Here is a 22,706-nt window from a genome sequence, read left to right as displayed (position 1 = left end):
CGGTCACTCCCCGCCCTTGCCGGTGAGCACCTTGCGCCAGGAGTCCAGCGCCAGCCTGGAGTGGCCGGCCAGCATGGTCGTCACCTGCTCCTCGGTGCTCGCCTCCTCGGTGGCCGGGTAGACCAGCGGGGCGACCTCCTCGTGGAGGTTCCACACGTGGGTGACCTCGACGCGGGTGTGCTCCGGGTTGCCGGCGGCCTGGGTGAAGCGCCAGATCCCGCCGTGGTGCTTGAGGAACTCCGGCGGCTCGGGCTGGAAGAACTCGATCTCCCCGGGGCGGCAGTTGCGGATCGAGCGGACCCGCAGCTGGGAGCCGTCGGTCTCCGAGGCGACCGTCATGAAGAACTCCTGGTAGCGCCCGTCGTCGTAGCGGACGTCGATCTCCTGCACGTGCGGCAGGTACCGGGGCCACGCGCGGACCTCGAAGAGCGCCCCGTAGACGGCGTCCAGCGGCGCCTCGATCACGAGGGTCTGCACGGTGCGGTGGGCGAACCCGGGGTGGGTGTCGATGGTGAGGCCCGCCGTGGGGCTGACGGTGGTCATCTCTGCTTGCTCCTTGGGCTGTTGTGCGTTCGGTCGGGTCTCAGGCGCCGAGCCAGTCCTCGCGGCGGCCGGCGAACAGGTCGACCATCGGGGTGTTCATGGCCCAGTGCGGGTGCTCCAGCGCGGTGGTCTCGCCCCAGAAGTCCGGGTTGGTGAACTCGAGCATCACGTTCATGTGCCACTCGCGGCCCAGCTGGGTGAGGGTGAGCTTGTCGTCGGCGAGCTCGGCCAGGCCGCGGCTGAGGATCCGCTCGACCTCGGGCTTGAAGTCCTCCAGGAAGCTGGAGCCGAACTGGAACTCGTACTCCTTCAGGTCGACCGCGAAGGCCTGGAGGATGTTCATCACGTACCGCTCCTTGCGGACCCGCGGGCTCAGCTGGGAGGAGACGGCCGAGATGAAGTGCTCGCCGCGGTTGACGGCGGCGATGTAGCCCTCGACGTCCTTCCGGCCGCCGACCCGGTAGTCGTTGATGAAGCTGTAGGCGCTGGGGCCGACGCCGAGGATCTCGACGTTGTTCCGCAGGAAGGTCCACTCGTTGTAGACGTTCTCCCAGCCCGGCCGGCAGAAGTGGTCGAACATGTAGTTGTGGAAGCCCATGTTCTCGGTGGCCTCGACCAGGTCGCGGTACATGTTGCGGACGTACTCCGACTCCTTGTCCACCAGCGGGGCGACCTTGCCCATCTTGATGAACTTGTCCTGCGGGGTGCCGGGGTGGATCCGGTACAGGTAGGTGGTCAGGTGCTTGACGTCGAGGTCGCGCAGCACCTCCAGGTCACGCTGCCAGGTCTCCCGCCGGTGGCCGGGCAGGTTGTACATCATGTCCATCTGGATGTTGCTGAAGCCGCGCGAGGAGAGCTCGTTGATGGCCTTGATGGACTCCTGGGCGGCGTGCGGGGAGCCGATGATCCGCAGGATGCTCTCGTCGAAGGACTGCACGCCGAGGCTGACCCGGTTGATGTGCGAGTCGGCGACGTAGTCCAGCTTGTCCGGGGTGTAGTCGCGGGCGTTGCCCTCAAGGGTGAGTTCGTAGTCCTTGGCCACCGGGTAGTTGGCGAAGATGGTGTCCAGGATCCGCTTCAGGTACGCGGTCTTGAGCAGCGAGCCGGTGCCGCCGCCGATGTAGATGGCGCGCAGGCTGCCGGTCTGGAAGCGCTTGTAGGACGCCCAGCGCTCCAGGTCGGCGACGATCGCGTCGACGAAGCGCGCCTCCTTGTTGCGCGGGTCGTGCGGGGAGAGCTGGTCGACGAAGTACGGGCAGGAGTAGCAGCGCACCCGGCAGAACGGGATCGACAGGTACATCACGTAGTCCTGGCCGGTCTGGTCGAGCGCCAGCTGCGGCAGGAACTCCTGGCCGGAGCGGTTCTCCCAGAGCGCCGGCGGATACAGGATGAACGGGGTGGTGTACTTCTGCGGGTACGGCTGGGTGGTGACGGGCGCGGTCATGCTCAGGTCTCCAATCGGACGTTCACAGGCTGGGGAGCTGCGGCGCTCCGGATTCGACTGACGAACCGTCAGGACGCGCTGCGCGGCTCGGCGTACATCGGCAGGCCGCCCTCGGGGCGGAGGGTCATCACCGGGCCGGCGACCACCCGGTGGCCCGGCACGGAGCGCAGCCGGAACTGCTGGACCACGGTGGTGAGCAGCAGCTGCGCCTCCATCAGCGCGAAGTGCACGCCCAGGCACTGGCGTTGGCCGCCGCTGAACGGGACGTAGGCGTAGTGGTGCTGCTTGGCCAGGTTCTCCGGGGTGAACCGCTCCGGGTCGAAGCGCTCGGCGTCGCTCCAGTAGTCGGGGTGGCGGTGCACCACCCAGGGGCAGATGGTGATGCTGGCGTCCTTCGGCAGCGGCAGGCCGCCCACCTCGTCGGGGCCGTTGCCCCACCGGGCCAGCAGGTAGATCGGCGGGTAGAGCCGCATCGCCTCCTGGACCACCTGCTTGGTGTACGGCAGGCTCGGCAGGTCGGCGACGGTGGCGGTGCGGCCGGCCAGCTGGGTGTCGACCTCGTGCTCCAGCCGCTCCAGCACCTCGGGGTGCTCGGCGAGCAGGTGGAAGGTCCAGGTCAGCGCGTCGGCGGTGGTCTCATGGCCGGACAGCAGCAGGGTCATGACCTCGTCGCGCAGCTGCTGGTCGCTCATTCCGCGGCCGCCGTCCTCGTCGGTGACGGCCATCAGCAGGGAGAGCAGGTCGCCGGTGTCGACGGGGTTGTCGCGGCGGCTGGCGATGATGTCGTGGATGACCTCGTCCAGCTCGGCGACGTTGGCGTTGAACCGCTTGACCAGCGGCAGGAACGGCATGTTGACCATCAGCGGGCCGAACGGGTTGCCGAGCAGCTTGGCGAACTGCTCGCTGACCTCGCTGAACGCGGTGCCGACCTTGCCGGCCTCGTTGATGATGTCCATGTTGAACAGCGTCTGGCCGACGATGTCCAGGGTGAGCTGCATCATCTCGGCGTCGACGTTGACCGGGCCGTCGGCGCCGCGGGCGCCGCGCTCGCGCCAGCGGTCCAGCATCCGCAGCGTCGCGCCGGTCATCATGTCGCCGTAGGTGGCGACCCGCTGCTTGGTGAACCCGGGCTGGATCAGCCGGCGCTGACGGCTCCACAGGTCGCCGTCGCTGGTCACCAGGCCCTTGCCCATGACCCGGCCGAGCAGCAGGAAGGCCGGGTGCGGGGCCTTGCTGTAGTTGGCCGAGTTGGTGGCCAGCACGTGCCGGATGTGGTCCGGGTCGGAGAGGAAGTAGAAGTACTGGTTGGCCAGGAAGCGCACCTTGACGGCGTCACCGTGCTGCTGGAACACGTCGGTGAGCAGGGCGATCGGGTTCTTCGAGAAGCCGCGCATCACACCGAGCGGGGAGCCGCCGGTGGCGACCGCCCAGGTCTTCGCGGGGCCGGCGGCGGCCCGCCGCTCCGGGGCGATGGTCATCGGTCCGCCCCCTTCCCGCCCTCGATGCCGACGGGCCGGCCGATCAGGTAGGTGACCGGCGGTCCGCCACGGCCCTCGGGCAACAGGGCGCCGGCCTCCCAGGAGTAGTCCGACGCGTCGAGGTCGTGCACCATCTCTCGAAGCTCCTCAGTGGTGTAGGTGCGCAGGTTGGAGGCGATGCCGTCCCACATGAAGGCGAGCGGCACCAGCGGCACGAGGTAGCTGAAGAACAGCCGGCTGTAGCTGACCGGCCGCAGCCGGGCCGCCCAGCCCCAGACCAGCAGCGGGCCGAGCGGGACGGTGAGCAGGATCGGCGCCCAGCGACGCTCGGTGAACTCGAACACGGCGACGGCCTCGCGCCGGCGGTAGGCGTCCTTCAGCACCTGGCGGGCGGTGTGCGGCCGCAGGTGGTGGAAGCCGGTGAACAGGGTGCGCAGTCCGGACAGCCGCTCGGGCACGGCCGTCGCGTCGACGGACTGCGTCTCGAAGCGGGTTCGGCCGTCGCCGATCGTGCGGACCGCCGCGGCCAGCGCCTCCCGGTTGGGGTACTTGTCGGTGAGGACCAGCTCGACGTCGGCGTCCTCCTCGGCCAGCCGGCCCTTCAGCACCGTCCAGGGGCCGGAGCCGCCGGAGCACAGGTCGACGATCCGGGAGATGTCGTGCTCGCGGACCAGCTTGGCCAGCAACGGCACCACCGGCGCGTAGACGTCGCCGCGCAGCACGATGGCCTCGCGCAGCAGGTCGGTGATCGGGTTCCGCAGCACCGCGGGGAACCAGGACAGATCCTCGAACTCGAACAGGTGACGCCGTTTCATCGCAACTGACCTCGCTCCACTGGATGGCGCCGTTCGGATTTCTCGGCGGTCGACGCCGGACAACCCCCATACTCCGCACTGGAATTCGAGCGGACCATCCCCAAAACCATGCAGCGCTCCGGTCAAGCCCTGGCGGGCCGCTGCATACCGACGGCGGGTCGGCGCGCTTACCGCCTCTGAGCAGTCGATATGCCCGCATACCGAAGTCGCCGGTAAAGGCGCTCAAGTGGCGTTCAAGCGGGATTCGAGGGGTTACCGCAAAAGCCGGTGAAGAATTGCCGGGCACCAATTGCCGGATCGATGCGAATCATCGATGCGAATCCCTTATCACCGACGAAAGGACTTCCCCATGTGGGAGTACGAGCACAGCGTGATCGCCGACACCACCCCTGAGGCGGTCTGGGCCCTCTACAGCGACACCACCAAGTGGGAGAGCTGGGACCAGGGCCTGGACGCGATCGAGCTGCACGGCCCGTTCGAGGTGGGCACCAAGGGCCACCTGAAGCCCAAGGGCCAGGACGGCTTCCCGTTCACCCTGATCGAGGCCGAGCCCAACAAGCGCTTCACCGACGAGACCGTGGTCAACGGCCTGGTCCTGCACTTCATCCACATCCTGGAGGCGCAGGAGGACGGCCGCACCAAGATCACCCACCGGGTCGAGATCACCGGCCCGGCCGCCGCCGAGGCCGCCCCGCACGTCGGCCCCGCGGTCACCGCCGACATCCCGGCCACCGTCGCCCGGCTCGCGGAGATCGCCGCGGCCTGACGGCCTGAGCCGACCCCTTCCACCCCAGGAGGCGCACGTGTCCATCATCGAGTCCAGGACTTCCACGGAGACGGCGCCTCCCGGGGCGCCGGAGCCCGCCGCGGCGGCCGGCCCGGGCCACCGGGCGGCCAACGGGATAGTCCTGCTCCTGCTCTGCCTCAGCGAATTCATGATGTCGCTGGACTTCTCCATCGTGAACGTCTCACTGCCCGTGATCCAGGGCGACCTCGGCTTCCGCGCCGGGGACCTGGTCTGGGTGGTCACCGCGTACGTCCTCTCCTTCGGCGGCTTCCTGATCGTCGGCGGACGGCTCGCCGACCTCTACGGGCGCCGGCGTCTGCTGGTACTCGGCCTCACCGGCTTCACCGCCGCCTCGGTGCTGGCCGGACTCGCCGACTCACCCGGGCAGCTGGTCGCCCTGCGGGCCGTCCAGGGCCTGTGCGCGGCCGCCGTCACCCCGGCCGCGCTGGCCACCCTGACCACCACCTTCACCGGCGAGAAGGAGCGCCAGCAGGCGATGGGCGCCTGGGGCGCGGTGCTCGGCGCGGGCTTCGTCTCCGGCGTGGTCGGCGGCGGCGTCATCACTCAGTACCTGAACTGGTCCTGGGTGTTCTGGATGAACGTGCCGATCGGCGCCGTCCTCGCCGTGCTCGCCGCCCGGCTGCTCGGCCCCGGCCGGGACGGCCGCCGGCCGCGCCGGATGGACCTGCCCGGCGCCGTCCTGATCACCGGTTCGGTGGTGGCCCTGGTCTTCGCGCTCTCCGAGAGCAGCGTGACGGGCTGGACCTCCACCAGGGTGCTGGGCGCGCTGGCGCTGGCCGCGGTCGGCGCACTGGCCTTCGCCGCGGTCGAAGTGCGCAGCGCCGAACCGGTGTTGCCGCTCGGCCTGCTGAAACTGCGCCGGCTGGTGGTGGCCAACCTGGCCAATGTGCTGATGATGGGCTCGTTCTTCGGGCTGGTCTACACCGTCACCCTGTTCCTGCAGGACGTGATGGCCTTCTCCCCGCTGCGCGCCGGCCTGACCTTCGCGGGCGCCGGGGTGGCGGGGCTGGCGGCCGGCGCCGCCTCCGAGCCGCTGGCCCGGAAGTTCGGCGCCACCCGGGTCCTGATCATCGGCGCACTGTTCCAGGCCACCGCCACCGGGGTGCTGGCCACCCTGCCGACCAGCGGCACCCAGCCGTTCGTGTCGGCCTGCACGGTGGTGGTGAACTTCAGCGGCGTGGTGGCGATCGTGATGATCAACCTGGCCGCCACCGAGGGCGTCGCCGACCAGGACCAGGGCGCCGCCGGCGGCCTGCTGAGCACCTGCGAGCAGATCGGCGGGGCGATCGGTCTGGCCGTGATCTCCACGGTGGCCACCTCCCGGGCGCATCACCTGGCCGGTTCGGGACACCCGGACACCCACGCGCTGCTGGCCGGGGACCGCTGGGGCATGGCCACCGCGGCCGCCCTGGCGGTGGCCGGCGCGCTGATCGCCCTGGTCGGACTGCGCAAGCCCAGCAAGATCTGACGGAGCAGATCCGGCACGACGTCAAGAGCGCCCCACCGCAGCTGGACCGCGGTGGGGCGCTCTGCTGTTCGCCACGCGTTCGGCTCAGCCGCCGACGCGCAGGTAGTGCCCCCAGTAGCCCTGCCAAGGCCCGTAGTGCTCGGCCAGCCGCTGGAACTCGGCCTCGCTGACCGGACGGCCGTAGACCCGCTGGACCGCCCGGCCCATCTCCTTGTCGAGCACGATCCGCTCCATCCGGCCGAGCCCGCGGATCAGCAGGAAGGACGCCGACCACTCGCCGATCCCGGGCAGCTTCAGCAGCCGCTCACGGACCTCCTGGTACGGGCCGGTGCGCAGGAAGTGCTCGTCCAGCTCGGCCCAGAGCCGCACCGAGCGGTGCAGGTAGCTCGCCTTGCGCTGGTTGCCGATCAGGGCGACCAGCTCGGCCTCCTCGAAGCGGGCCAGCTGGTCGACGTCCGGGAAGGCCCAGAGCCGCTCACCGCCCACGTCGATCCGGTTGCCGACCGCCTCGACCAGGGCCCGCTTCATCTGGCGGGCCACCGGCATCGGCACCCGCTGGCACAGGATCGCCCAGCAGAGCAGCTCGAACGGCGAGGGGAACTTGACCTGGTGGTAGCCGTGCAGCCGCTCCACCACCCGGGCGAAGGGCTCGTCCTGCCGGGCCAGCCGGTAGAACTCGGCCAGGTCGTCGGAGAGCCCGAGGTAGAAGTCGATCCGGTCGGTGACCGCCGCCACCGCCTCGGCGGTGATCGGCTGCTCCGCGGCGAGCCGGGCGTCCAACCCGGACGCCCCGGACGCCCCGGACGCCCCGGGCGCCGCCGTGAGGCGCACGCCCAGGGTCGCCCCGGCCTCCCGGACGGCCAGCGTGAGCGCCGCCTGCGCGGTGCCCTGCTGGCCGGCCATCGCCGGGAAGGAGCCGATGAAGCCGAGGGAGGCCCGGAAGTCGAACGGCTCCCGGGCGGGCAGCCGGATGTCCGTCAGGTGCAGGGCCGCCGCTTCCGTGGCCATGACTCAGTCCTCCTTGCGGTTGCTGGGCAGTCCGGGCGCGAGCGGCTGACCCCACTCGTCGGAGAGCGCGTACAGCACGGCGAGCGCCGCGTTGCGCGGGACGGGGGCGAAGAACTCGGAGTCGGCCTTCTCCACCGCGTACATCGCCTTCTCCAGCAGGGCGGCCCCGGTCTCGGTGACCTGCACCCGCTTGGCACGGGTGTCGACCAGGTCCGGGATCCGCTCGACCAGGCCCTTGCTCTCCAGGGTGCGCAGCACCTGGCTGGTCATCATCGGGTCGGTGCCGGAGTGGTCGGCCAGGTGGCGCTGGGTGGGCGGGCCCTCCTGGGCGCCGAGCCAGCCGGCGCCGGCCAGCAACACGAACTGCACGTGCGTCAGGTCGTGCGGCCTGAGGGCCGCGGCGATGGCCCGCTGCCAGGAGAGGGTGACGCGCCAGAGCAGGAAGCCCGGGCTCTCGGCCGGCTTGGCGGGCCGCTCGAAGTCGGCCTCCGGCTGGTTCTGCACTGCGGACTGGTTCATGGCGGTGCTCACTTTCCCTCCGTGGTCTGCATGTACTGGATCCCCCACACAGGCGGGCCCCTCTCCATTTACTATGCGCGTTTACTATATCGGATACGAGTATCCTCGGCGACCCGGCGGACGGGTCAGATCAGGGCCAGTTCCATCGCCCTGGCCACCGCCATGCCCCGGCTGTTCACCCCCAACTTGACGTTGATGTTGGCCAGGTGGCGGGCCGCGGTGTGCTCCGAGATCCCCAGGATCCGGGCGATCGCCCGGTTGGAGAGCCCGTCCCTGGCCCGGCCGATCACCGCCAGCTCGCGGTCGGTCAACAGCCCCCGACCGGGGTTGGCGAACGCCGCGAGCTCGGCCAGCACCGTCTCCGGGTCGGTGAAGTACGGCAGCGAGGCCCCGCCAGGCAGGGTCCGGCTCACCGCCTCCGGAAGCGCCTCCACCATCCGGCGGGCGACCGCCGCCGGACACAGGTAGCTGTCCTCCCGGCGCAGCAGCAGCGTGGGAACGGCCACCTCGGCCAGCTCCGACCACGCGTTCAGCGCGCAGGAGTCCAGGAACAGCGCGGCGGCGGCCTCCGGCTGGGCGCACATCCGCTGGTAGTCGGCGTACCAGCGGACCTCCTCCGGCCTGGTCCCCGGCAGCAGCAGCTCGGCCACCAGCCGGGAGCCGAGGTGCCAGTCCGCCCGGACCAGCCGCTCCACCGCGCCGGGCAGGTCGTCCGCCAGCCCGTCCGGGTGGTCGCGGTCCGCGGTGAAGGACGGCGCGGTGCCGAACAGCACCAGCCGGCTCACCCGGTCCGCGTACCGGGCGGCGAACAGCATGGCCAGCGGACCGGCCAGCCCGCTCGCCAGCACGATCACCCGCTCCTCCGCGCACGCGTCCACCACCGCCGCCAGATCCGCGAGTTGACGCTCCCGGGAGAAGTCCGGATCCTCCTCGGCGGACATCCCCACCCCGGGCGGGTCGTAGCGGATCACCCGGAAGGACTCGGCCAGCGAGCGGTGGAAGTCGCCCACCGGCCCGACCGACCAGTCCACCGACAGGTGCGAGACCCAGCCGGGCAGCACCAGCAGCGCCGGGCCCTCGCCGCCGGCCGTCCACGAGATGTGCCGCCCGCCGTCGACCAGGCGGCGGCGGACCAGCGGTGCTTCCCCGCCTCTTGCTCCGGTCGGCCTGCTCATACCTCGTTCTTCCCCCTTGCTCCAGCAGCCACGTTCCGTTGCTGTGCTGTTCGCAGCGTAAGGAAGCCCGGGGCCCGGAGGCTTGAGCCGAACTAGACGCCGACAGGACCAAAAGCCCGCTCCGGCGAAGTACGCAGGTCGGGGCGGAACGCCCCGGCCGCCCTGCACAGTTCTGGGGATGGAGCACCCGTCGGCCGCCCCGCACACTGAGGTCCGGAAGGCGGGAGGAAGGAAGGCCGAGGATGACGACGACCGTCGAGGAGACCATCTGGACGTCCGTGGTGCACGGCGCCGTGCACGGTGCGACCGTGACCGACCTCGGCGGACGCCACCCCATGTCCGTCTCCGCCTGCGGCTTCACCGCGGCGGACGCCCGGCGCGGCGCGCTCGAGCGCTACCACGCGGCGCGCGCCCTCCAGGCGGCCGCCAACGGCCCGACGGCCGTCGGGCCCGGCCCGGTCCGGGCACTGCGCCCGGCGGACTTCGTCCCCGGCGCCGCCGAACCCGGCGCCGCCCCACCTCTGCCCGCGCTCTCCGGCGTCGGCGCGGTCAGCGGGCTGCGCTACCTGGTGCCGGCCCGGATCTTCTTCTCCGCCCCCGTCCCCGCCGCCGTGCGCGAACCCGTCCTGGACGGCGCCGCCACACCCGGCCCGGCGCTCGCCGAGGTGCTCGCGCTGGACGTCGCCGCCCGCTGGTGGCGCCACCCGCACACCCGGCTGGCCGACGCCACCGTGCTGCTGGCCGACCGGCTGCCGGAGGAGGTCCGACGGGCTCTGCCCGCGCAGGGGTTGGCGGCGGAGGCGTTCCTGTGGACCTCGGCCGGCTTCGCGCTCGGCATGGTCGTGATGCACCGCGGCGACGGCGAGGCGGCGAGCTTCGGGGTGAGCGGGCGGGAGACGCCCGGGGCCGCCCTGGAGGACGCCTTCCTCAAGGCGATGGCCGCCCGGCTGGGCCGCCCGCCCGGGCCCGGCTCCGGCGGCCGGTCGGCACGGCCCGGTCCGCACCGCGCCCGGCGCACCCGCTTCGCGCCGCCCACCGGCCCGAGCGGCACCCGGGCGCTGACGGCCTGGCACCAGGGCTCCGAGCAGCTCGCGCTGCTGCGCCGCCATGCCGTCGGGCGCCTGCCCGTCGGCCCCTGGCCGTCCGTCGACTGGATCGAGCTGGCGCACCGGCGGTTCGGCCACGAGCCGGTGCTGGTCACCCTGCCGACGGCGGACGGCGGGCAGACCGTCCAGGTCGCGTGTCCGGGGGCCGAGGTCTACCGGGCCTCGGGCGTCTCGGTGCCGAGCTTCCCGTTCTGAGCCCGTTCTGAGCCTGTCCTTCAAGCCAGTGGTGTCCCGGCGTCGGCGCGCCGGGCCTTCGTCGTGCCGTCACACCGCCAGCAGGTCGAGCAGCCTCCCCAGCGCGCCGCGGTCCGCGGCGGCCAGGCCGGCCAGCAGGTCCTCGTCCACCTGCCGCTCCAGCACGGCGAGTTCGGCGGCGAGCCGGACACCCGGCTCGGTCAGTTCGATCCGGTAGGCGCGCCGGTCGGCCGGGTTGCGCCGGCGGACCACCCAGCCCTGCTCCTCCAGCTGGTCGATCAGCCCGACCATGCTGGTCCGGTCGATCCCGAGCTGTTCGCCGAGGGCCTGCTGGGCGCTGGGGCCCTGGGCCGCCAGGGTGGCCAGCACGGCGTGGTCCTTGGGCCGCACGCCGCGGTCCGCGAGCGCCCCGGCCAGCCGGTCGGAGAACCGGTCGGCCGCCAGGCGCAGCAGCCGGCCGGTGCCGGGCTCGGGCCGCCGGGCCGTGGCGGTGTCCGCGGTCTCAGGCATGGACCGTCACCTCCTTGAGCAGATTGTCATGCGCGATGATAGTCAGCTCTAGAGATGGTTTTCCAGACCCCGGGCGCGAATCGCTCGTCAGCTCCTGCGGGTCCCACTGTTCTCGGGCAGCGGGCAGCGCCACCAGCGCGGCCGCCAGCCCGGCGCCGTGGGCCAGCGACACCGGGACGCGCAGCCCGTCCACCGTACGCAGCACCGGCGCGCCCGCCTCGGTACGGCCCCAGCGGGTCCCCCCGGCCCTCCGGCCGGCGCCCGCGCACAGCGCCTCCCAGGCCCGCCGTCCGGCCAGCCGGGCGGCCGCCGAGTGGGCCCGATGCCGCTCCCGGCGCGGCAGGCCGCCCGGGACGGCCACCAGGGCGGCGCGCAGCCGCGGCGGCGGGCGGTGGCCGGGGCCCGGGGCGGCGACCACCGCCGCCAGCACCGAACCCCCGACCTCCCGCACCGCGCCGCGCAGCACCCGGGGAAAGCCCGGCGGGTGGCGGCCGCCCGCGATCCGGACCACCCGGGGCCCGTCACCGGGCGGCGCCACCTCGATCCCGCGCCAGCCGATCCCGTCGAAGCCCGTCCCGAGCGCCTTGAGCACGGCCTCCTTGAGCGCCCACACCTCGGCGAGCGCACGCGGGTCGGCCGCGGTGGCGGCGAGCTCTCGCTCGGTGAACGCCACCGCGGCCACCTGCGGGGTGCGCCGCAGCCGTACCGCCCAGTCCGCGACGTCCGAGACGTCGACCCCCAAGCGGACCACCACGGCTCAGTCCGCCTCTCGCCCGTCCGGCTCCGCGGCACGCCGGGCGGGGCCGGCGGGGTCCGCGGGGGCCTGCCCGGTCGGGCCGACCATCGCGACCACCCTGGTCCAGCCGGCGCCCGCACCCGCCACGGCGACCGGGAAGCAGGTCACCATGAAGCCGGTGGGCCCGGGCAGTTCCTCCAGCCGGTTGAGCTTCTCCAGCTGCAGGTACTCACTGATCCGCCCGTAGATGTGGGCGGGCCACAGGACCTCGCGGTCGCCGGTGCGGTGGTACTCCTCGACCATCGCGGCCATCGGGCGGTCGAGCCCCCAGGCGTCGATGCCGATCACCTTGACCCCGCGCTCTACCAGGAAGGCGGTGCCCTTCCCGGAGAGGCCGGCGTACTCGGTGAGGTACTCCGCGGTGCCCCAGTGCTTCGAGGCGCCGGTCCAGAGCAACACGATGTCGCCCGGGGCCAGTTCGTGCTCGGCCTCGTCCAGTGCGGCGATCAGCTGGTCCACCGTGATCGCGCTGCCGACCGGCACATGGCGGACGTCCAGACGCACGCCCGGCCCGTAGCACCACTCCAGGGGGACCTGGTCGATGCTCTTCGCGGGCGCGCCGCCGGACTCCGGCCCGTAGTGCAGGGGCGCGTCCATGTGCGTCCCGGTGTGGGTGGTCAGCGTGACGGTCTCGCTGGAGACCGCCATGCCGTCCGGGAACGCGTCCGGACCGAGTCCGAGCACGACGGCGCCGGTCTCGTGGTCGAGGACCTCGACCTCGACCGGAGTCGCCTCGCTCGGGGTGTCCTGGACGATGACGCTCAGGTCGATCAGCCGGAGCCCGGGCACCGCGGGCGGTGGGCCCTCGTGCTCTGTCATCACGCCTCCTCCTCTCCTCGCCTGCCGGCGGTCCTCGCCCACCGCACGGGCGGGCGAGCCGCGGTTCAGATCCGGCCGTCCAGGAACTCGACCAGCTGGGCGACCGTACGGACGTTCTTCAGCGCCTTGCCGTCGGGGGCCTGGCCGCCCACCAGCGAGGCGACGGTCTCGACCAGTTCGGCGGAGTCGATGTCCAGGTCGGCGCGCAGCTGCGCCTCCGGAACGATCTCCTCGGCCTCGATGCCGAGTTCGACCAGCACAGCCTTGAGCCGGTCGAAGGTGGACAGGGTCTGGGTGCTCATCTCGGGTTCTCCCTCGACTGGTTGTGTTCGGTTCTCTGACGACTGATCAGTTCTTCTCGTCTGTCCGTCAGTTCGTTTCGGCGTCGGGCCCGCGCAGCACCAGGGCCGCCACGGTGCCGTCCGCGCCGCGCGCGTTGACCAGCGCGGTGCGCACCGGCCGCACCCGGGGGGCGTCGACGATCAGGTCCAGCTCGGTCGCCTCCCGCTCCCCCGCGGTGATCCCGGCCACCGGCGGCACCGCTCCGTTGCGGATCGCCAGCAGCGCGGCCAGCAGGTCCACGGCCGGAGCCGCGCCGAGCAGGTGGCCGGTGACCGGCTTGACGGTGGTGCACGGCACCTGGTCGACCGCGCCCGCCCCGAGCAGGTCCGCCACCGCCCGGACCTCGCCTGCGTCGGCGTAGACGGTGCCCTGCGCGTCCAGGGCGATCAGGTCGAGGTCCTGCGGGGCGACCTCGGCCTCCTTCAGCGCGGTCTGCGCCACGTGGGTCAGCACGTCGGTGCCGGTGCGGCCGAAGACCTGGTCCGAGCCGGCGTGCCCGGCGGCGAACCCGGCGACCTCGGCGAGGACCTCGGCGCCGCGCGCCCTGGCGCTCTCCTCGGACTCCAGGGTGAAGACCACCGCGCCCTCGCCCACCAGGTAGCCGTCCGCCCCGGCGCCGAACGGCCGGTAGTCGCCCGGGGTGAGCCGCCCGCTGGTCTCGCAGAAGGTGTAGGTGTACGGCGTGACCGGCGCCTCGGCGCCGCCGGCCAGCATCGCCTCCGCGCGGCCCTCGGCGATCGCCCGCACCGCGTAGCCGATCGCCACGGCGGCGCTGGCGGTGTCCGCCGCGACGGTCTTGGAGAAGCCCTTGATCCCCCACTTGATGCTGATCTGGCCCTGCGGCGCGGTGGGGAACCAGGCCGAGGCGATGTACGGGCTGACGCCGGTGTAGCCGACCCGGCAGAGCCGGCGCATGCTCTCCTCGGTGATCTCCCAGCCGCCGTACATGTTGCCCAGGTAGACGCCGACCCCCTCGGGGGCCTCGGCCGGGTCCAGGCCGGCGGCGGCCAGCGCGTCCTGCGCGGCGACCAGGGCCAGTTGGCAGAAGCGGTCCATCCGCTTGCGCAGCCGCAGCGGGATCGAGGCGACCGCCTCGTCTTCGGCGATGCCCGCGCGGTGCGCGGTGTACCGCTCGGTCGGGAAGCGGTCGATCTCGGCGACCGCCGGGCGGGCCGCGCCGACCAGTTCCCAGAACTGCTCGGTGGTGCGGGCGCCCGGGAGAGCCAGCCCCACCCCGGTGATGACGACCTTGCGCATCTCGTGTCCTCTCTTTCCGTCGGGTGGCTCAGGCGCGGCCGAGGACGACCGTCGAGTGGATGCCGCCGAAGCCGCTGGAGAGGCTGGCGATGGCGTCCACGGTCGCCTCGCGGGCGGTGTTCGGGATGTAGTCGAGGTCGCAGTGCTCCCCCGGCTCGACGTGGTTGACGGTGGGCGGCAGCCGGTGCTCGTTCAGCGCGAGCACGCAGGCCACGAACTCCAGGGCGTTGGCGGCGGCCAGCGCGTGGCCGACCATCGACTTGATCGAGCTGACCGGCGTCCGGTACGCCTGCTCGCCGAGCACCAGCTTGACGGCGTTGGTCTCGCAGACGTCGTTCTGCGGCGTCGAGGAGCCGTGGGCGTTCACGTAGCCGATCCGCTCGGCGGGCAACTTCGCGTCGTCCAGGGCGAGTTGGAAGGAGCGCGCGAGGTCGGTGCCGTGCTCGGCCAGGTCGGTCATGTGGAAGGCGTTGGCACTGCTGCCGAAGCCGAGCACCTCGCCGAGGATCACGGCGCCGCGCTCGCGGGCGTGCTCCCACTCCTCCAGCACCGCGATGCCCGCGCCCTCGGCCAGCACGAAGCCGTCCCGGAACCGGTCGAACGGACGGGAGGCGTGCTCCGGGTCGTCGTTGCGCACCGACAGTGCGCCGATCACGTCGAAGCAGGCGACCACGAACGGGGTGATCGGGGCCTCGGCGGCGCCGGCCACCATCACGTCGGCGTCGCCGCGCCGGATGGCGTCGAAGGCGAAGCCGACCGCGTCGTTGCCGCCGGTGCAGCCGGTGGTCAGGGTGACCGCCGGGCCGTACAGGCCGAAGGCGTCGGCGACCGCGGCGGTCGGGGTGTTGAAGGTCGCGGACAGGTGCAGCCGGCGGTGCGCGGCGGCCACGTCGATCGGGCCGGTGCCGCCCGCCGTCAGGTCCGGGAAGTGCTCGGTCATGAACTTGGTGCCGCCGATCGCATTGGCGATCACCACACCGGTGCGGAACGGGTCGACGTCGCCCGGTCCGTCCAGTCCGGCGTCGGCCATCGCCTCGTACGCGGCGGCCAGGGCGATCCGGACCACCCGGTCGTCGCCGTCCGGCTCCTCGGCCGGGCTGCCGGGCAGGACCACCGGTGGCAACTGGCCGGCGATCTGCGAGTTGAATCCCGCGGCATCGAAGGAGCCGATGCGGGAGACGCCGTTGCGGCCCTCCCAGAGGCCTTCGGCGAAGTTCTTCTTTCCGATGCCATTGGGGGCCAGGACCCCCAGGCCCGTGATCGCGACTCGACGCATCGCGCTCTCCTTGTCCCTCTCGGTCGGTGAAGTGATCGGTGCTCGGTGCTGTTGCGGCCGGTCGGGCTCTTGCTGCCGGTCGGGCCGGGTGGGGCGGGCCTAGGCGACCAGCAGGTGCTCGTCGCCCACGGTGAGGGCCATCGCGTCGCCCCAGCCGGCGCAGGACGCGGAGACCGCTTTGCGGTCGAACTGCCGCAGCAGGCCGCGCAGTACGGTGCCGGGGCCGACCTCGATGCAGGTGTCCACGGCCTCCGCGCGCAACGTCTCCATCACGCCGACCCACTCCACGGGGGCGGCGATCTGACGGGCCAGCAGGCGGCGGTAGGAAGCGAGGTCGGTGACCAACTGGCCGGTCATGCTGCTGATCAGCGGGGTGTGGCCGGCGCGCAGCGGCAGGTCGGCGATCAGCGGGGCCAGCCGGTCCTCCGCCTGCGCCATCAGCGGCGAGTGGAAGGCACCGTGCACCTCCAACGGGATCACCGCCTTGGCACCCCGCTCCAGCAGCGCCCCGGACAGCAGCCGGACGGCCTCGCTCTCCCCGGAAACCACCGACTGGCGCGGGCTGTTGGCATTGGCGACCACCACCGTGCCGGACACCTCGGCGGCGGCCGCCCGTACCGCCACCGGGTCCATCCCCAGCACGGCGGCCATCGCCCCCGGCGTCGCCACACAGCAATCCGCCATCTCGGCCGCCCGGTTGGCGACCACCACCAACGCGTCGTCCAGATCGAGCCAGCCGCCCGCCACCAGCGCCGAGTACTCCCCCAGGCTGTGCCCGGCCACCGCGGCCGGGGCCAGCCCGAGCAGGTCCAACTCGGCCGTCAGCGCGCAGGACAGCGCCAGCACCGACAACTGGGTTGGCACCGTCTCGGTCAGCCGGTCGGCCGGACCGACCAGCACCGCCTCCTCGATGTCCTGCCCCACCATCGCCCCGGCCCGGCGCAGCACTTGTCCGAAGAAGGGCGACCGCTCGTACAGGTCGGCCCCCATGCCCACGTGCTGGCTGCCCTGCCCGGGGAAGAGGAACGCGTACCGGTGCCCCATGAGCTGCCCCCCTCTCTGTGCATCACCATTCTTGAATGTCAGCATGACTGATGGTTTTGCAGACTGTCAATCAGCTCATCCGACCATCAGTTCCCATCGCCACCCTTTCCCCGCCCCGCGACCCGCGCCGCGACCCGCACACGGAGGCCCGGTCCGGACCCCGTCCGGACCGGGCCTTCCCGGGGGTGGCGCCGGCACCGCGGGGGGTGGATCACCTCTGCACCCGCACTGGTGATGGATGGTCAGGGCCGTTGCGACGTAGGGCGATACGATCACCCCATGACATTGCAGGATCCGGACGGTTCGTGGACGGATGCCGTGACAGATGGTGGGAGCGCGGTGCGGACGCTCCCCGAGCTGCCCGTGATCGGGGTTCCGGCCGGGGAGATCGTGCTGCGGGACGAGGGCACGATGACGGACTGGAGGAGTGGCGTGGCGGCGTTCGAGCTGGCCGCGCACCCCGTGACGCGGGAGCTGTACGCGGCCGTGGTGGGCGGGGAGCCGGAGCCGGCGGCCGGGCAGCGACGGCCGGTGACCGAGGTGTCCTGGAAGGACGCCGTCCGGTTCTGCAACCTGTACTCGGAGGCGCTCGGGCTGCGCCCCTGCTATGTGCTGGACGACGGGCCCGACGCGTTCGACGTGGTCTGGGACCGCACGGCCGACGGCTTCCGCCTCCCCTCCGAGGCGGAGTGGGAGTACGCCTGCCGGGCCGGCGGCTCCGCCGTCCGGTACGGGGAACTGGACGACATCGCCTGGCACCGCGGCAACTCCGGTGAGCGGGTGCACGACGTCGGTGGCCGGGCGCCGAACGCCTGGGGGTTCCACGACATGATCGGCAACGTGTGGGAGTGGTGCTGGGACCACTACGACCCGCGCGTCTACGGGCCGTACCGGGTCTTCCGCGGCGGTGGCGCCTACGACCTGCCGCGCTCCTGCCGCGCGTCGTGCCGCCGCAAGAGCCACCCGACCTTCCGCATCGACGACCTGGGGTTCCGGCTCGCCCGCACCCCCCGGGCCGCGGCACCCGACCCGGCGGAAGGACCGGCCGGCCCGCGCTGACACGGACGCGCCCCCGCCCCCCGCGCTCCGGTCGGAGCGGGCGGGGGGCGGGGGCGCGACGGCGCGGCGTCAGGCGGCGGGCCATGACGGAGGTCATCGCCCAGAAGACGCGTGAACACGGGGTGGCAGGTCGGTGTTCGTAGTCGCGGACCAGGCGCCGGCAGAACATCAGGATCCCGTTCGTCTGCTCCACGACCCACCGCTTGACCTGCGGAACGAAGCCCGTGTCGGCCGGATTGCGCTCAACGATCTCGACATCGATGCCATGCTGCGTGCCGTGGTCGACGACGCTCTTCTTGAACCCCTGGTCGACCAGGGCCTTGCGCACCGTGTCCGTCTGTGCGGCCACGCAGTCCAGCAGGGCTTTGCCCGCAGCGTTGTCGTGCGCGGAGGCCGCCAGCACGACGACCGCGACGACCAGGCCCAATGTGTCCACGGCCAGGCATCTCTTGCGGCCCGGCACCTTCTTCGCGGCATCTCGGCCCGTCGTCGTGGCCGGCACGCCGACAGCGGCATGGATACTCTACGTGTCCAGGATGACCAGGCCGGGTCGGCTAATCGCCGCTTCTTCTCCCGCAGTTGCCATCGCAGCAGATCATGAATGGTCCGATCGGTGCCGTCGTCGCGCCACTTGTAGAAGTAGTACTTCACCGCACCGGCGGGCGGCCGGTCGTGGGGCAGCTGGTCCCACTGGCAGCCGCTGCGGTTCTGGTACAGGACCGCGTTCACGATCTCCCGCATCGCGTACTTGCCCTGGTGGCCACTGACCGAGGGATGCCCGGCCTTCCACGCTGTGATCACGGGCTCCACCAGGGCCCACTGCTCGTCGGAGACGTCACTCGAGTACGGCTTGCGATCACTCATCCCGCCACCCAAGCGAATCACGAACGCTTGACCGGCAACGATGCCCCAACGCCACCCCATCGAGTGATGACAAGCCAGACATAAGGTCGCGTACCGCACTCTCAGTGCTCGCAGGCCCACCAGGCGTCCGCGCTCGCCTTGGCGGCCAGCTCGCGCAGGTTGCGGACGGCCTCGGCCGGGTCCTCGGCCCCGTACACCGCCGAACCGGCCACGAACACGTCGGCGCCGGCCTCGGCGCAGCGCTCGATGGTGGCGGCCGAGACGCCGCCGTCGACCTGCAGCCACAGCTCCAGGTCGTGCTTGGCGATCAGCTCCCGGGTCCGGCGGATCTTCGGCAGCATGATGTCCAGGAACGCCTGGCCGCCGAAGCCGGGCTCGACCGTCATGATCAGCAGCATGTCGAGCTCGGGCAGCAGGTCCTCGTACGGCTCGATCGGGGTGCCCGGCTTGAGCGCCATGGACGCGCGGGCGCCCTTGGCGCGGATCTCGCGGGCCAGCCGCACGGGCGCGGCGGCGGCCTCGATGTGGAAGGTGATCGAGCCGGCTCCGGCCTCGACGAACTGCGGGGCCCAGCGGTCCGGGTCCTCGATCATCAGGTGGCAGTCGAGCGGGATGTCGGTGGCCCGGGCCAGCGACTCGACCACCGGCACGCCCAGGGTCAGGTTGGGCACGAAGTGGTTGTCCATGACGTCCACGTGCAGCCAGTCGGAGCCCCGGACGGCCTCGGCCTCGTCGGCGAGCCGGGCGAAGTCGGCAGAAAGGATGCTGGGGCTGATCTGGGGCATGGCCGACTACCTTCGTGCGAGGGGCTTGCGCGGGCGGGGCGCCCGGTCCACGGGCACCTCGTCCCATCATCTCGCGCCGCACTGCCGGCGACCGCACCCCGCGGCCCCCGCGTGACCGTCATCACACGCCGTGCGGGGTTACCGGGCCCGCCACCGTGGTCATCAGCACGTGAGCGGCCCGTGCGTCCGCCCGTACGGCACCGGCACCGCGCCGCCCGGGCGTCCGCCGGACCGTCCCGACCAGTCGAGCTCCCCGCGCCCGCCCGGAGCTCTGTCCGAGGAAGGCTCCCGATGGCCGATCTCGTCCACCCCGCCCGCGCGCTCTGGTGGCTCTTCGAGCCGGTGCACGCCGTCACCTACTTCCAGCCCGAGAGTCACGACACCTTCGAGGCGGCCGGGTTGCGCGGCTTCTGGCGCGGCTACTTCGCCGGCCGCTCGGCCCCGCTGGGCGCGGTGGACGCACCGCCGGTGATCGCCGCGTTCTTCAGCTTCGCGCCGGCGATGGTGGAGCGGGCGCTGCCCGCGGTGTGGTCGCTGGCAGGCCCGGAGGAGACGCTGGCCGCCCGGCTGAAGGGCTCGGGGGCGGCGCTGGCCCGGCTGCTGGAGCACGTGGACCGGGCGCAGGTCGAGCGGGCGGTCGAGCCGCTGGAGCAGGCCGCGGCCCGGCTGGACTGCGCCGGCCGGGTGCTGGCCGCCGCCAACGCGGCGCTTCCCCGGCCGACCGGGCTGTACGAGCGGCTCTGGCAGGCCGCCACCGTGATGCGCGAGCACCGCGGCGACGGCCATGTGGCCTCGCTGGTGGCCTCCGGGCTGGACGGCTGCGAGGCGCTGGTGATCCGCTGCGCGATGGACATGCGGCGCGAGCAGCTCCAGCCGGTGCGCGGCTGGACGGACGCCGAGTGGGAGGCGGCCGCCGAGCGCCTGGTCGAGCGCGGCTGGCTGACCGCGGCCGGCACGGTGACCGAGCTCGGCCGGATCCGCCACCAGGCCCTGGAGGCGGCCACCGACCTGGCCGCCGCCCGGGTCTGGGAGGACTACCCCCGCGCCGAACTGGACGAGCTGGCAGCCGCGTTGAAGCCGATCTCGGCGCTCTGTCGGAGCAGCCTGCCGTTCTACCCGGTCGGGCTGCCGGACAACACCTGACGCTCCCCCGCACCGGGCGGACCGAGCACGATCCCCCGCCCGGCGTAGAACTGCCCGAACGAGCGCCACGGCACCCGTGCGAAGGCCTGCGACTCCTCCGGGAAGCCGGAGGGGTTGTGGATCAGCAGCGCGGTGTCCGTGGCGCCCACCGCCAGCACCAGGTGGCCGCCGCGCCGGACCGGCTCCGGCCCGTGCGGCTCCCGGATCGTCGGGTGCACCGAGAGCACCACCAGCCGCCCGTCGGCCACCTCGGCCGCCACCTCCCCGGGCGTCAACTCCCGTGCGTGCGCGGCCAGTCCCCAGCGCCGCCGGACGTAGTCGGCGAACGGCGCGTGGACCAGCCCGCGCAGGCTCTCGCCGTCCTTCACGTACGCGCCCGCCGCCACGCACTCGGCGGCCAGCGCCATCGCCGTCGGGGTCACCCCCCACCAGTGCTCCAGCGCCATCCGCAGACAGGCCACCCCGCACAGCCGCCAGGACCACCAGGCGTACTCCTCCGGGCTGGCCGCCCCCGACTTCCCCCACCGCGGGTCCCGCGCCGCGTCCAGCCGCCCGTCCAGGATCTCCCGCACCAGCTCCGCGGACTCCCACTGCGCCCGGTACGGCACCTCGTGCACCACCCGCGCCGGCCGCGCGGCGCCGCCCTGATCGACCATCCCCCGACGCTCTCACGCCCGGCTGGTCGGACGACTCACGACACTCCTTGAGCAGCCGTTGAGTACCCGTACTCAGGCGCCCGGCCGACCGGTCCGCCTAACGTGATCACGCCACGAACGGGGAACGGGGAGGCAGCGGTGAAGAAGGTCGCGCTGGGAGTACTGGCCTTGGTGGCGACGGGCGCGCTGGTGGTGATCGGGCCGTGGATCTACCTGGCGATCTCCATGGGGCCGGACTCGCCCGACAGCTCGCCGGCCGGCGGTGGCCACACCTACGCGCCCGCCACCGCGTCCCCGACGGCCGCCTCGCCGACCCGCTTCCCCGCGCCGCTCGACTCCCCCGCCCCGCCGGTCTCGCCGGACCGGTAGGCCAGGCGCTGCGCGGCGTGCCGGCCGCGGTCCTCCACCGGCAGCGCGCCGGTGGCGCCGGCCAGGCCGAACGGTGGCATGTCGAAGTAGATCGACTCGTAGCCGCCCTCGGGGGCGATGTACGTCTCGTGCCAGAGCCCGACGTGCTGACGGGTCCTGCCCTCGCGCACCCTGCGGTTGGCGATGCCCCACACGGTGTGGTGGAAGCCGTCCGGCGCGCTCGCGTAGCCGTACAGCTTCTCCTTCGACTCCCAGTACTGGACGACGTAGTAGGTGCGCGGCGAGGCGGTGAGCAGGATCCGGCCGCGCAGCCCGCGCTCGGGGCTGCGGCGCAGCTCGCGCAGCATCCGGAGCATCGCGAACATCACCGGGCCCCAGTGGTGCACGGCCCAGAAGCGGTTGATCCGCATGCCGATCAGCAGCACCACGGTGTCGCCGGTGGCGCCGGCGGTGGTGTAGCCGGGCAGCGGTTTGGCGAACATCGAACGGACGAACGTGGCTCCCCTGGACATCCCGACCTCCCGCACCCGGACCCGCACCCCATGTAATCGGTGATTACATCAAGGCCCGGAAGGCCGGTCAAGGCTCACCACGGCCACAATTGCGTTACTGCTCGGGCCTGTTGGCGATCCCCTGGCGGAAGGTGTCCAGCACCTGCACAGCCAGCTCCTCCGCCTTCTCGGCCGGCAGGTAACCGTCCACGATCATCTGCGCCAGCCCGTACACCAGCGCCTGCCCGGACAGCAGCACCAAGTCCGGATCACCGGGCCCCAGCCGTCCCGCCTGCTGGTCCGCCACGATCAGTCCGGTGAACGCCCGGTCCATCCCGTCCAGCCGCTCCCGCAGCGCCGGATCCGGCGAGGCCGCGAACACCCGCGAGCGCACCAGCTCGAACCGCCGCGGATGACGCAGCGCGTACCGGACGAACCCCAGCCCGAGCGCCCGCATCCCCGACCCGCCGGCCGCCTCCGCGGCCGCCACCTGCGCCTCCTGCCAGCGCTCGAAGTCCGCCAGCACCCGGTCCGCAAGCGCGGTCAGCAGTGCCTGCCGATCGGCGAAGTGCCGGAACGGCGCCCCCGCCGACACCCCCGCCCGGCGCGCCACCTCCCGCACGCTCACCTTCTCCTGGCCCTGCTCGTCCAACACCTCGAACGCCGCCGTCACCAGCGCCTCCGGCAACGCCCCGTGGTGGTACGCCTCCCGCTCCCTCATGGCTGCCTTGCTACC

General features: G+C 72.5%; 23 protein-coding genes and 1 pseudogene. 5 read left to right on the top strand and 19 right to left on the bottom strand.

All coding sequences use genetic code 11. The features are described 5' to 3' along the window. Nucleotides 1–3: 3 nt before the first annotated feature. The 4 genes from ACZ3UD_RS18770 to ACZ3UD_RS18755 form a co-directional block, all read right to left on the bottom strand. Nucleotides 4–543, bottom strand: a complete 540-nt coding sequence (locus tag ACZ3UD_RS18770) for an SRPBCC family protein (protein ID WP_465588351.1) — start codon at nucleotides 541–543, stop codon at nucleotides 4–6. 40 nt (nucleotides 544–583) lie between these two features. Then, nucleotides 584–1,987 (bottom strand): coproporphyrinogen-III oxidase family protein, encoded by a 1,404-nt coding sequence (locus ACZ3UD_RS18765; RefSeq protein ID WP_393035233.1) that lies wholly within the window; start codon nucleotides 1,985–1,987, stop codon nucleotides 584–586. Nucleotides 1,988–2,055: 68 nt separating this feature from the next. Next, entirely contained in the window at nucleotides 2,056–3,465 is a 1,410-nt protein-coding gene (locus tag ACZ3UD_RS18760; RefSeq protein ID WP_465588347.1) for a cytochrome P450, read from the bottom strand. Then, nucleotides 3,462–4,280 (bottom strand): hypothetical protein, encoded by an 819-nt coding sequence (locus ACZ3UD_RS18755; protein WP_465588344.1) that lies wholly within the window; start codon nucleotides 4,278–4,280, stop codon nucleotides 3,462–3,464. Before ACZ3UD_RS18755 ends, ACZ3UD_RS18760 begins: the two co-directional genes overlap by 4 nt. 349 nt (nucleotides 4,281–4,629) lie before the next feature. Here ACZ3UD_RS18755 and ACZ3UD_RS18750 point away from each other — a divergent pair, with 349 nt between their 5' ends. Then, complete coding sequence (locus ACZ3UD_RS18750; RefSeq protein ID WP_380613141.1) at nucleotides 4,630–5,046, top strand: SRPBCC family protein; 417 nt, start codon at nucleotides 4,630–4,632, stop codon at nucleotides 5,044–5,046. A gap of 37 nt (nucleotides 5,047–5,083) precedes the next feature. Next, nucleotides 5,084–6,556, top strand: coding sequence for an MFS transporter (locus ACZ3UD_RS18745; protein ID WP_465588340.1), 1,473 nt, complete (start codon nucleotides 5,084–5,086; stop codon nucleotides 6,554–6,556). A gap of 84 nt (nucleotides 6,557–6,640) precedes the next feature. Here ACZ3UD_RS18745 and ACZ3UD_RS18740 read toward each other — a convergent pair whose 3' ends face one another. From ACZ3UD_RS18740 to ACZ3UD_RS18730, 3 genes are all read right to left on the bottom strand, one after another. Beyond that, nucleotides 6,641–7,564: a DNA-3-methyladenine glycosylase family protein gene (locus tag ACZ3UD_RS18740; RefSeq protein ID WP_465588337.1), complete on the bottom strand. Its 924-nt coding sequence runs from the start codon at nucleotides 7,562–7,564 to the stop codon at nucleotides 6,641–6,643. Between the two features lie 3 nt (nucleotides 7,565–7,567). After that, complete coding sequence (locus tag ACZ3UD_RS18735; protein WP_465588334.1) at nucleotides 7,568–8,095, bottom strand: MarR family winged helix-turn-helix transcriptional regulator; 528 nt, start codon at nucleotides 8,093–8,095, stop codon at nucleotides 7,568–7,570. A 113-nt stretch (nucleotides 8,096–8,208) separates the two neighbouring features. Further along, nucleotides 8,209–9,258: an alpha/beta fold hydrolase gene (locus ACZ3UD_RS18730; protein ID WP_393035215.1), complete on the bottom strand. Its 1,050-nt coding sequence runs from the start codon at nucleotides 9,256–9,258 to the stop codon at nucleotides 8,209–8,211. A gap of 242 nt (nucleotides 9,259–9,500) precedes the next feature. Here ACZ3UD_RS18730 and ACZ3UD_RS18725 point away from each other — a divergent pair, with 242 nt between their 5' ends. After that, nucleotides 9,501–10,559 carry a serine/threonine-protein kinase gene (locus ACZ3UD_RS18725; protein ID WP_465588330.1) on the top strand — a complete coding sequence of 353 codons (1,059 nt, stop codon included), beginning with the start codon at nucleotides 9,501–9,503 and terminating at the stop codon, nucleotides 10,557–10,559. 69 nt (nucleotides 10,560–10,628) lie between these two features. Here the strand turns inward: ACZ3UD_RS18725 and ACZ3UD_RS18720 are convergent, their stop codons facing one another. From ACZ3UD_RS18720 to ACZ3UD_RS18690, 7 genes are all read right to left on the bottom strand, one after another. After that, nucleotides 10,629–11,069, bottom strand: coding sequence for a MarR family winged helix-turn-helix transcriptional regulator (locus tag ACZ3UD_RS18720; protein WP_465588327.1), 441 nt, complete (start codon nucleotides 11,067–11,069; stop codon nucleotides 10,629–10,631). After that, complete coding sequence (locus ACZ3UD_RS18715; protein ID WP_465588324.1) at nucleotides 11,062–11,823, bottom strand: 4'-phosphopantetheinyl transferase family protein; 762 nt, start codon at nucleotides 11,821–11,823, stop codon at nucleotides 11,062–11,064. Before ACZ3UD_RS18715 ends, ACZ3UD_RS18720 begins: the two co-directional genes overlap by 8 nt. 3 nt (nucleotides 11,824–11,826) lie before the next feature. After that, entirely contained in the window at nucleotides 11,827–12,684 is an 858-nt protein-coding gene (locus tag ACZ3UD_RS18710; RefSeq protein WP_387628582.1) for a cyclase family protein, read from the bottom strand. Between the two features lie 65 nt (nucleotides 12,685–12,749). Continuing rightward, a complete protein-coding gene (locus tag ACZ3UD_RS18705; RefSeq protein WP_350743348.1) occupies nucleotides 12,750–12,986 on the bottom strand; it encodes a phosphopantetheine-binding protein in 237 nt (78 codons plus the stop codon). A gap of 67 nt (nucleotides 12,987–13,053) precedes the next feature. Next, nucleotides 13,054–14,283: a beta-ketoacyl-[acyl-carrier-protein] synthase family protein gene (locus tag ACZ3UD_RS18700; RefSeq protein ID WP_465588319.1), complete on the bottom strand. Its 1,230-nt coding sequence runs from the start codon at nucleotides 14,281–14,283 to the stop codon at nucleotides 13,054–13,056. 28 nt (nucleotides 14,284–14,311) lie between these two features. Beyond that, nucleotides 14,312–15,559: a beta-ketoacyl-[acyl-carrier-protein] synthase family protein gene (locus ACZ3UD_RS18695; RefSeq protein ID WP_465588317.1), complete on the bottom strand. Its 1,248-nt coding sequence runs from the start codon at nucleotides 15,557–15,559 to the stop codon at nucleotides 14,312–14,314. A 99-nt stretch (nucleotides 15,560–15,658) separates the two neighbouring features. Beyond that, the gene (locus ACZ3UD_RS18690; RefSeq protein ID WP_465588314.1) at nucleotides 15,659–16,603 is read right to left on the bottom strand and encodes an ACP S-malonyltransferase; all 945 of its coding nucleotides are present in this window, start codon (nucleotides 16,601–16,603) and stop codon (nucleotides 15,659–15,661) included. A 411-nt stretch (nucleotides 16,604–17,014) separates the two neighbouring features. Between ACZ3UD_RS18690 and ACZ3UD_RS18685 the strand changes: the two genes are divergently transcribed. Next, nucleotides 17,015–17,662 (top strand): formylglycine-generating enzyme family protein, encoded by a 648-nt coding sequence (locus tag ACZ3UD_RS18685; RefSeq protein WP_465588725.1) that lies wholly within the window; start codon nucleotides 17,015–17,017, stop codon nucleotides 17,660–17,662. A 67-nt stretch (nucleotides 17,663–17,729) separates the two neighbouring features. Here ACZ3UD_RS18685 and ACZ3UD_RS18680 read toward each other — a convergent pair. Further along, a pseudogene (locus tag ACZ3UD_RS18680) lies at nucleotides 17,730–18,526 on the bottom strand (IS5 family transposase); the annotation flags it as partial. A gap of 101 nt (nucleotides 18,527–18,627) precedes the next feature. Next, the gene (gene rpe, locus ACZ3UD_RS18675) at nucleotides 18,628–19,311 is read right to left on the bottom strand and encodes a ribulose-phosphate 3-epimerase (protein WP_465588311.1); all 684 of its coding nucleotides are present in this window, start codon (nucleotides 19,309–19,311) and stop codon (nucleotides 18,628–18,630) included. 291 nt (nucleotides 19,312–19,602) lie between these two features. On the opposite strand from rpe, the gene ACZ3UD_RS18670 reads away from it, so the two are divergent. Next, a complete protein-coding gene (locus ACZ3UD_RS18670) occupies nucleotides 19,603–20,454 on the top strand; it encodes an SCO6745 family protein (protein ID WP_465588309.1) in 852 nt (283 codons plus the stop codon). On the opposite strand, the gene ACZ3UD_RS18665 is transcribed toward ACZ3UD_RS18670, so the two are convergent. The 3 genes from ACZ3UD_RS18665 to ACZ3UD_RS18655 form a co-directional block, all read right to left on the bottom strand. Further along, the gene (locus ACZ3UD_RS18665) at nucleotides 20,424–21,110 is read right to left on the bottom strand and encodes a C39 family peptidase (protein WP_465588306.1); all 687 of its coding nucleotides are present in this window, start codon (nucleotides 21,108–21,110) and stop codon (nucleotides 20,424–20,426) included. The two genes, ACZ3UD_RS18670 and ACZ3UD_RS18665, sit on opposite strands and share 31 nt — an antisense overlap. A gap of 272 nt (nucleotides 21,111–21,382) precedes the next feature. Continuing rightward, nucleotides 21,383–21,961 carry a DUF4188 domain-containing protein gene (locus ACZ3UD_RS18660; protein WP_465588722.1) on the bottom strand — a complete coding sequence of 193 codons (579 nt, stop codon included), beginning with the start codon at nucleotides 21,959–21,961 and terminating at the stop codon, nucleotides 21,383–21,385. 124 nt (nucleotides 21,962–22,085) lie between these two features. Further along, nucleotides 22,086–22,691 carry a TetR/AcrR family transcriptional regulator gene (locus ACZ3UD_RS18655; protein ID WP_465588303.1) on the bottom strand — a complete coding sequence of 202 codons (606 nt, stop codon included), beginning with the start codon at nucleotides 22,689–22,691 and terminating at the stop codon, nucleotides 22,086–22,088. Nucleotides 22,692–22,706 lie beyond the last annotated feature (15 nt).

The sequence above is a fragment of the Kitasatospora sp. NPDC023118 genome (assembly GCF_055560875.1).
Note: the sequence above shows the minus strand (reverse complement) of the source record. Positions and strands in the feature narration are given on the sequence as shown.

Bases quoted from the DNA above. Each gene is read 5' to 3' on its own strand.
- ACZ3UD_RS18770 (WP_465588351.1), bottom strand. From the start codon at position 543: ATGACCACCGTCAGCCCCACGGCGGGCCTCACCATCGACACCCACCCC.
- ACZ3UD_RS18765 (WP_393035233.1), bottom strand. From the start codon at position 1,987: ATGACCGCGCCCGTCACCACCCAGCCGTACCCGCAGAAGTACACCACC.
- ACZ3UD_RS18760 (WP_465588347.1), bottom strand. From the start codon at position 3,465: ATGACCATCGCCCCGGAGCGGCGGGCCGCCGCCGGCCCCGCGAAGACC.
- ACZ3UD_RS18755 (WP_465588344.1), bottom strand. From the start codon at position 4,280: ATGAAACGGCGTCACCTGTTCGAGTTCGAGGATCTGTCCTGGTTCCCC.
- ACZ3UD_RS18750 (WP_380613141.1), top strand. From the start codon at position 4,630: ATGTGGGAGTACGAGCACAGCGTGATCGCCGACACCACCCCTGAGGCG.
- ACZ3UD_RS18740 (WP_465588337.1), bottom strand. From the start codon at position 7,564: ATGGCCACGGAAGCGGCGGCCCTGCACCTGACGGACATCCGGCTGCCC.
- ACZ3UD_RS18730 (WP_393035215.1), bottom strand. From the start codon at position 9,258: ATGAGCAGGCCGACCGGAGCAAGAGGCGGGGAAGCACCGCTGGTCCGC.
- ACZ3UD_RS18725 (WP_465588330.1), top strand. From the start codon at position 9,501: ATGACGACGACCGTCGAGGAGACCATCTGGACGTCCGTGGTGCACGGC.
- ACZ3UD_RS18720 (WP_465588327.1), bottom strand. From the start codon at position 11,069: ATGCCTGAGACCGCGGACACCGCCACGGCCCGGCGGCCCGAGCCCGGC.
- ACZ3UD_RS18710 (WP_387628582.1), bottom strand. From the start codon at position 12,684: ATGACAGAGCACGAGGGCCCACCGCCCGCGGTGCCCGGGCTCCGGCTG.
- ACZ3UD_RS18705 (WP_350743348.1), bottom strand. From the start codon at position 12,986: ATGAGCACCCAGACCCTGTCCACCTTCGACCGGCTCAAGGCTGTGCTG.
- ACZ3UD_RS18700 (WP_465588319.1), bottom strand. From the start codon at position 14,283: ATGCGCAAGGTCGTCATCACCGGGGTGGGGCTGGCTCTCCCGGGCGCC.
- ACZ3UD_RS18695 (WP_465588317.1), bottom strand. From the start codon at position 15,559: ATGCGTCGAGTCGCGATCACGGGCCTGGGGGTCCTGGCCCCCAATGGC.
- ACZ3UD_RS18690 (WP_465588314.1), bottom strand. From the start codon at position 16,603: ATGGGGCACCGGTACGCGTTCCTCTTCCCCGGGCAGGGCAGCCAGCAC.
- ACZ3UD_RS18685 (WP_465588725.1), top strand. From the start codon at position 17,015: ATGACGGACTGGAGGAGTGGCGTGGCGGCGTTCGAGCTGGCCGCGCAC.
- rpe (WP_465588311.1), bottom strand. From the start codon at position 19,311: ATGCCCCAGATCAGCCCCAGCATCCTTTCTGCCGACTTCGCCCGGCTC.
- ACZ3UD_RS18670 (WP_465588309.1), top strand. From the start codon at position 19,603: ATGGCCGATCTCGTCCACCCCGCCCGCGCGCTCTGGTGGCTCTTCGAG.
- ACZ3UD_RS18665 (WP_465588306.1), bottom strand. From the start codon at position 21,110: ATGGTCGATCAGGGCGGCGCCGCGCGGCCGGCGCGGGTGGTGCACGAG.
- ACZ3UD_RS18660 (WP_465588722.1), bottom strand. From the start codon at position 21,961: ATGTTCGCCAAACCGCTGCCCGGCTACACCACCGCCGGCGCCACCGGC.
- ACZ3UD_RS18655 (WP_465588303.1), bottom strand. From the start codon at position 22,691: ATGAGGGAGCGGGAGGCGTACCACCACGGGGCGTTGCCGGAGGCGCTG.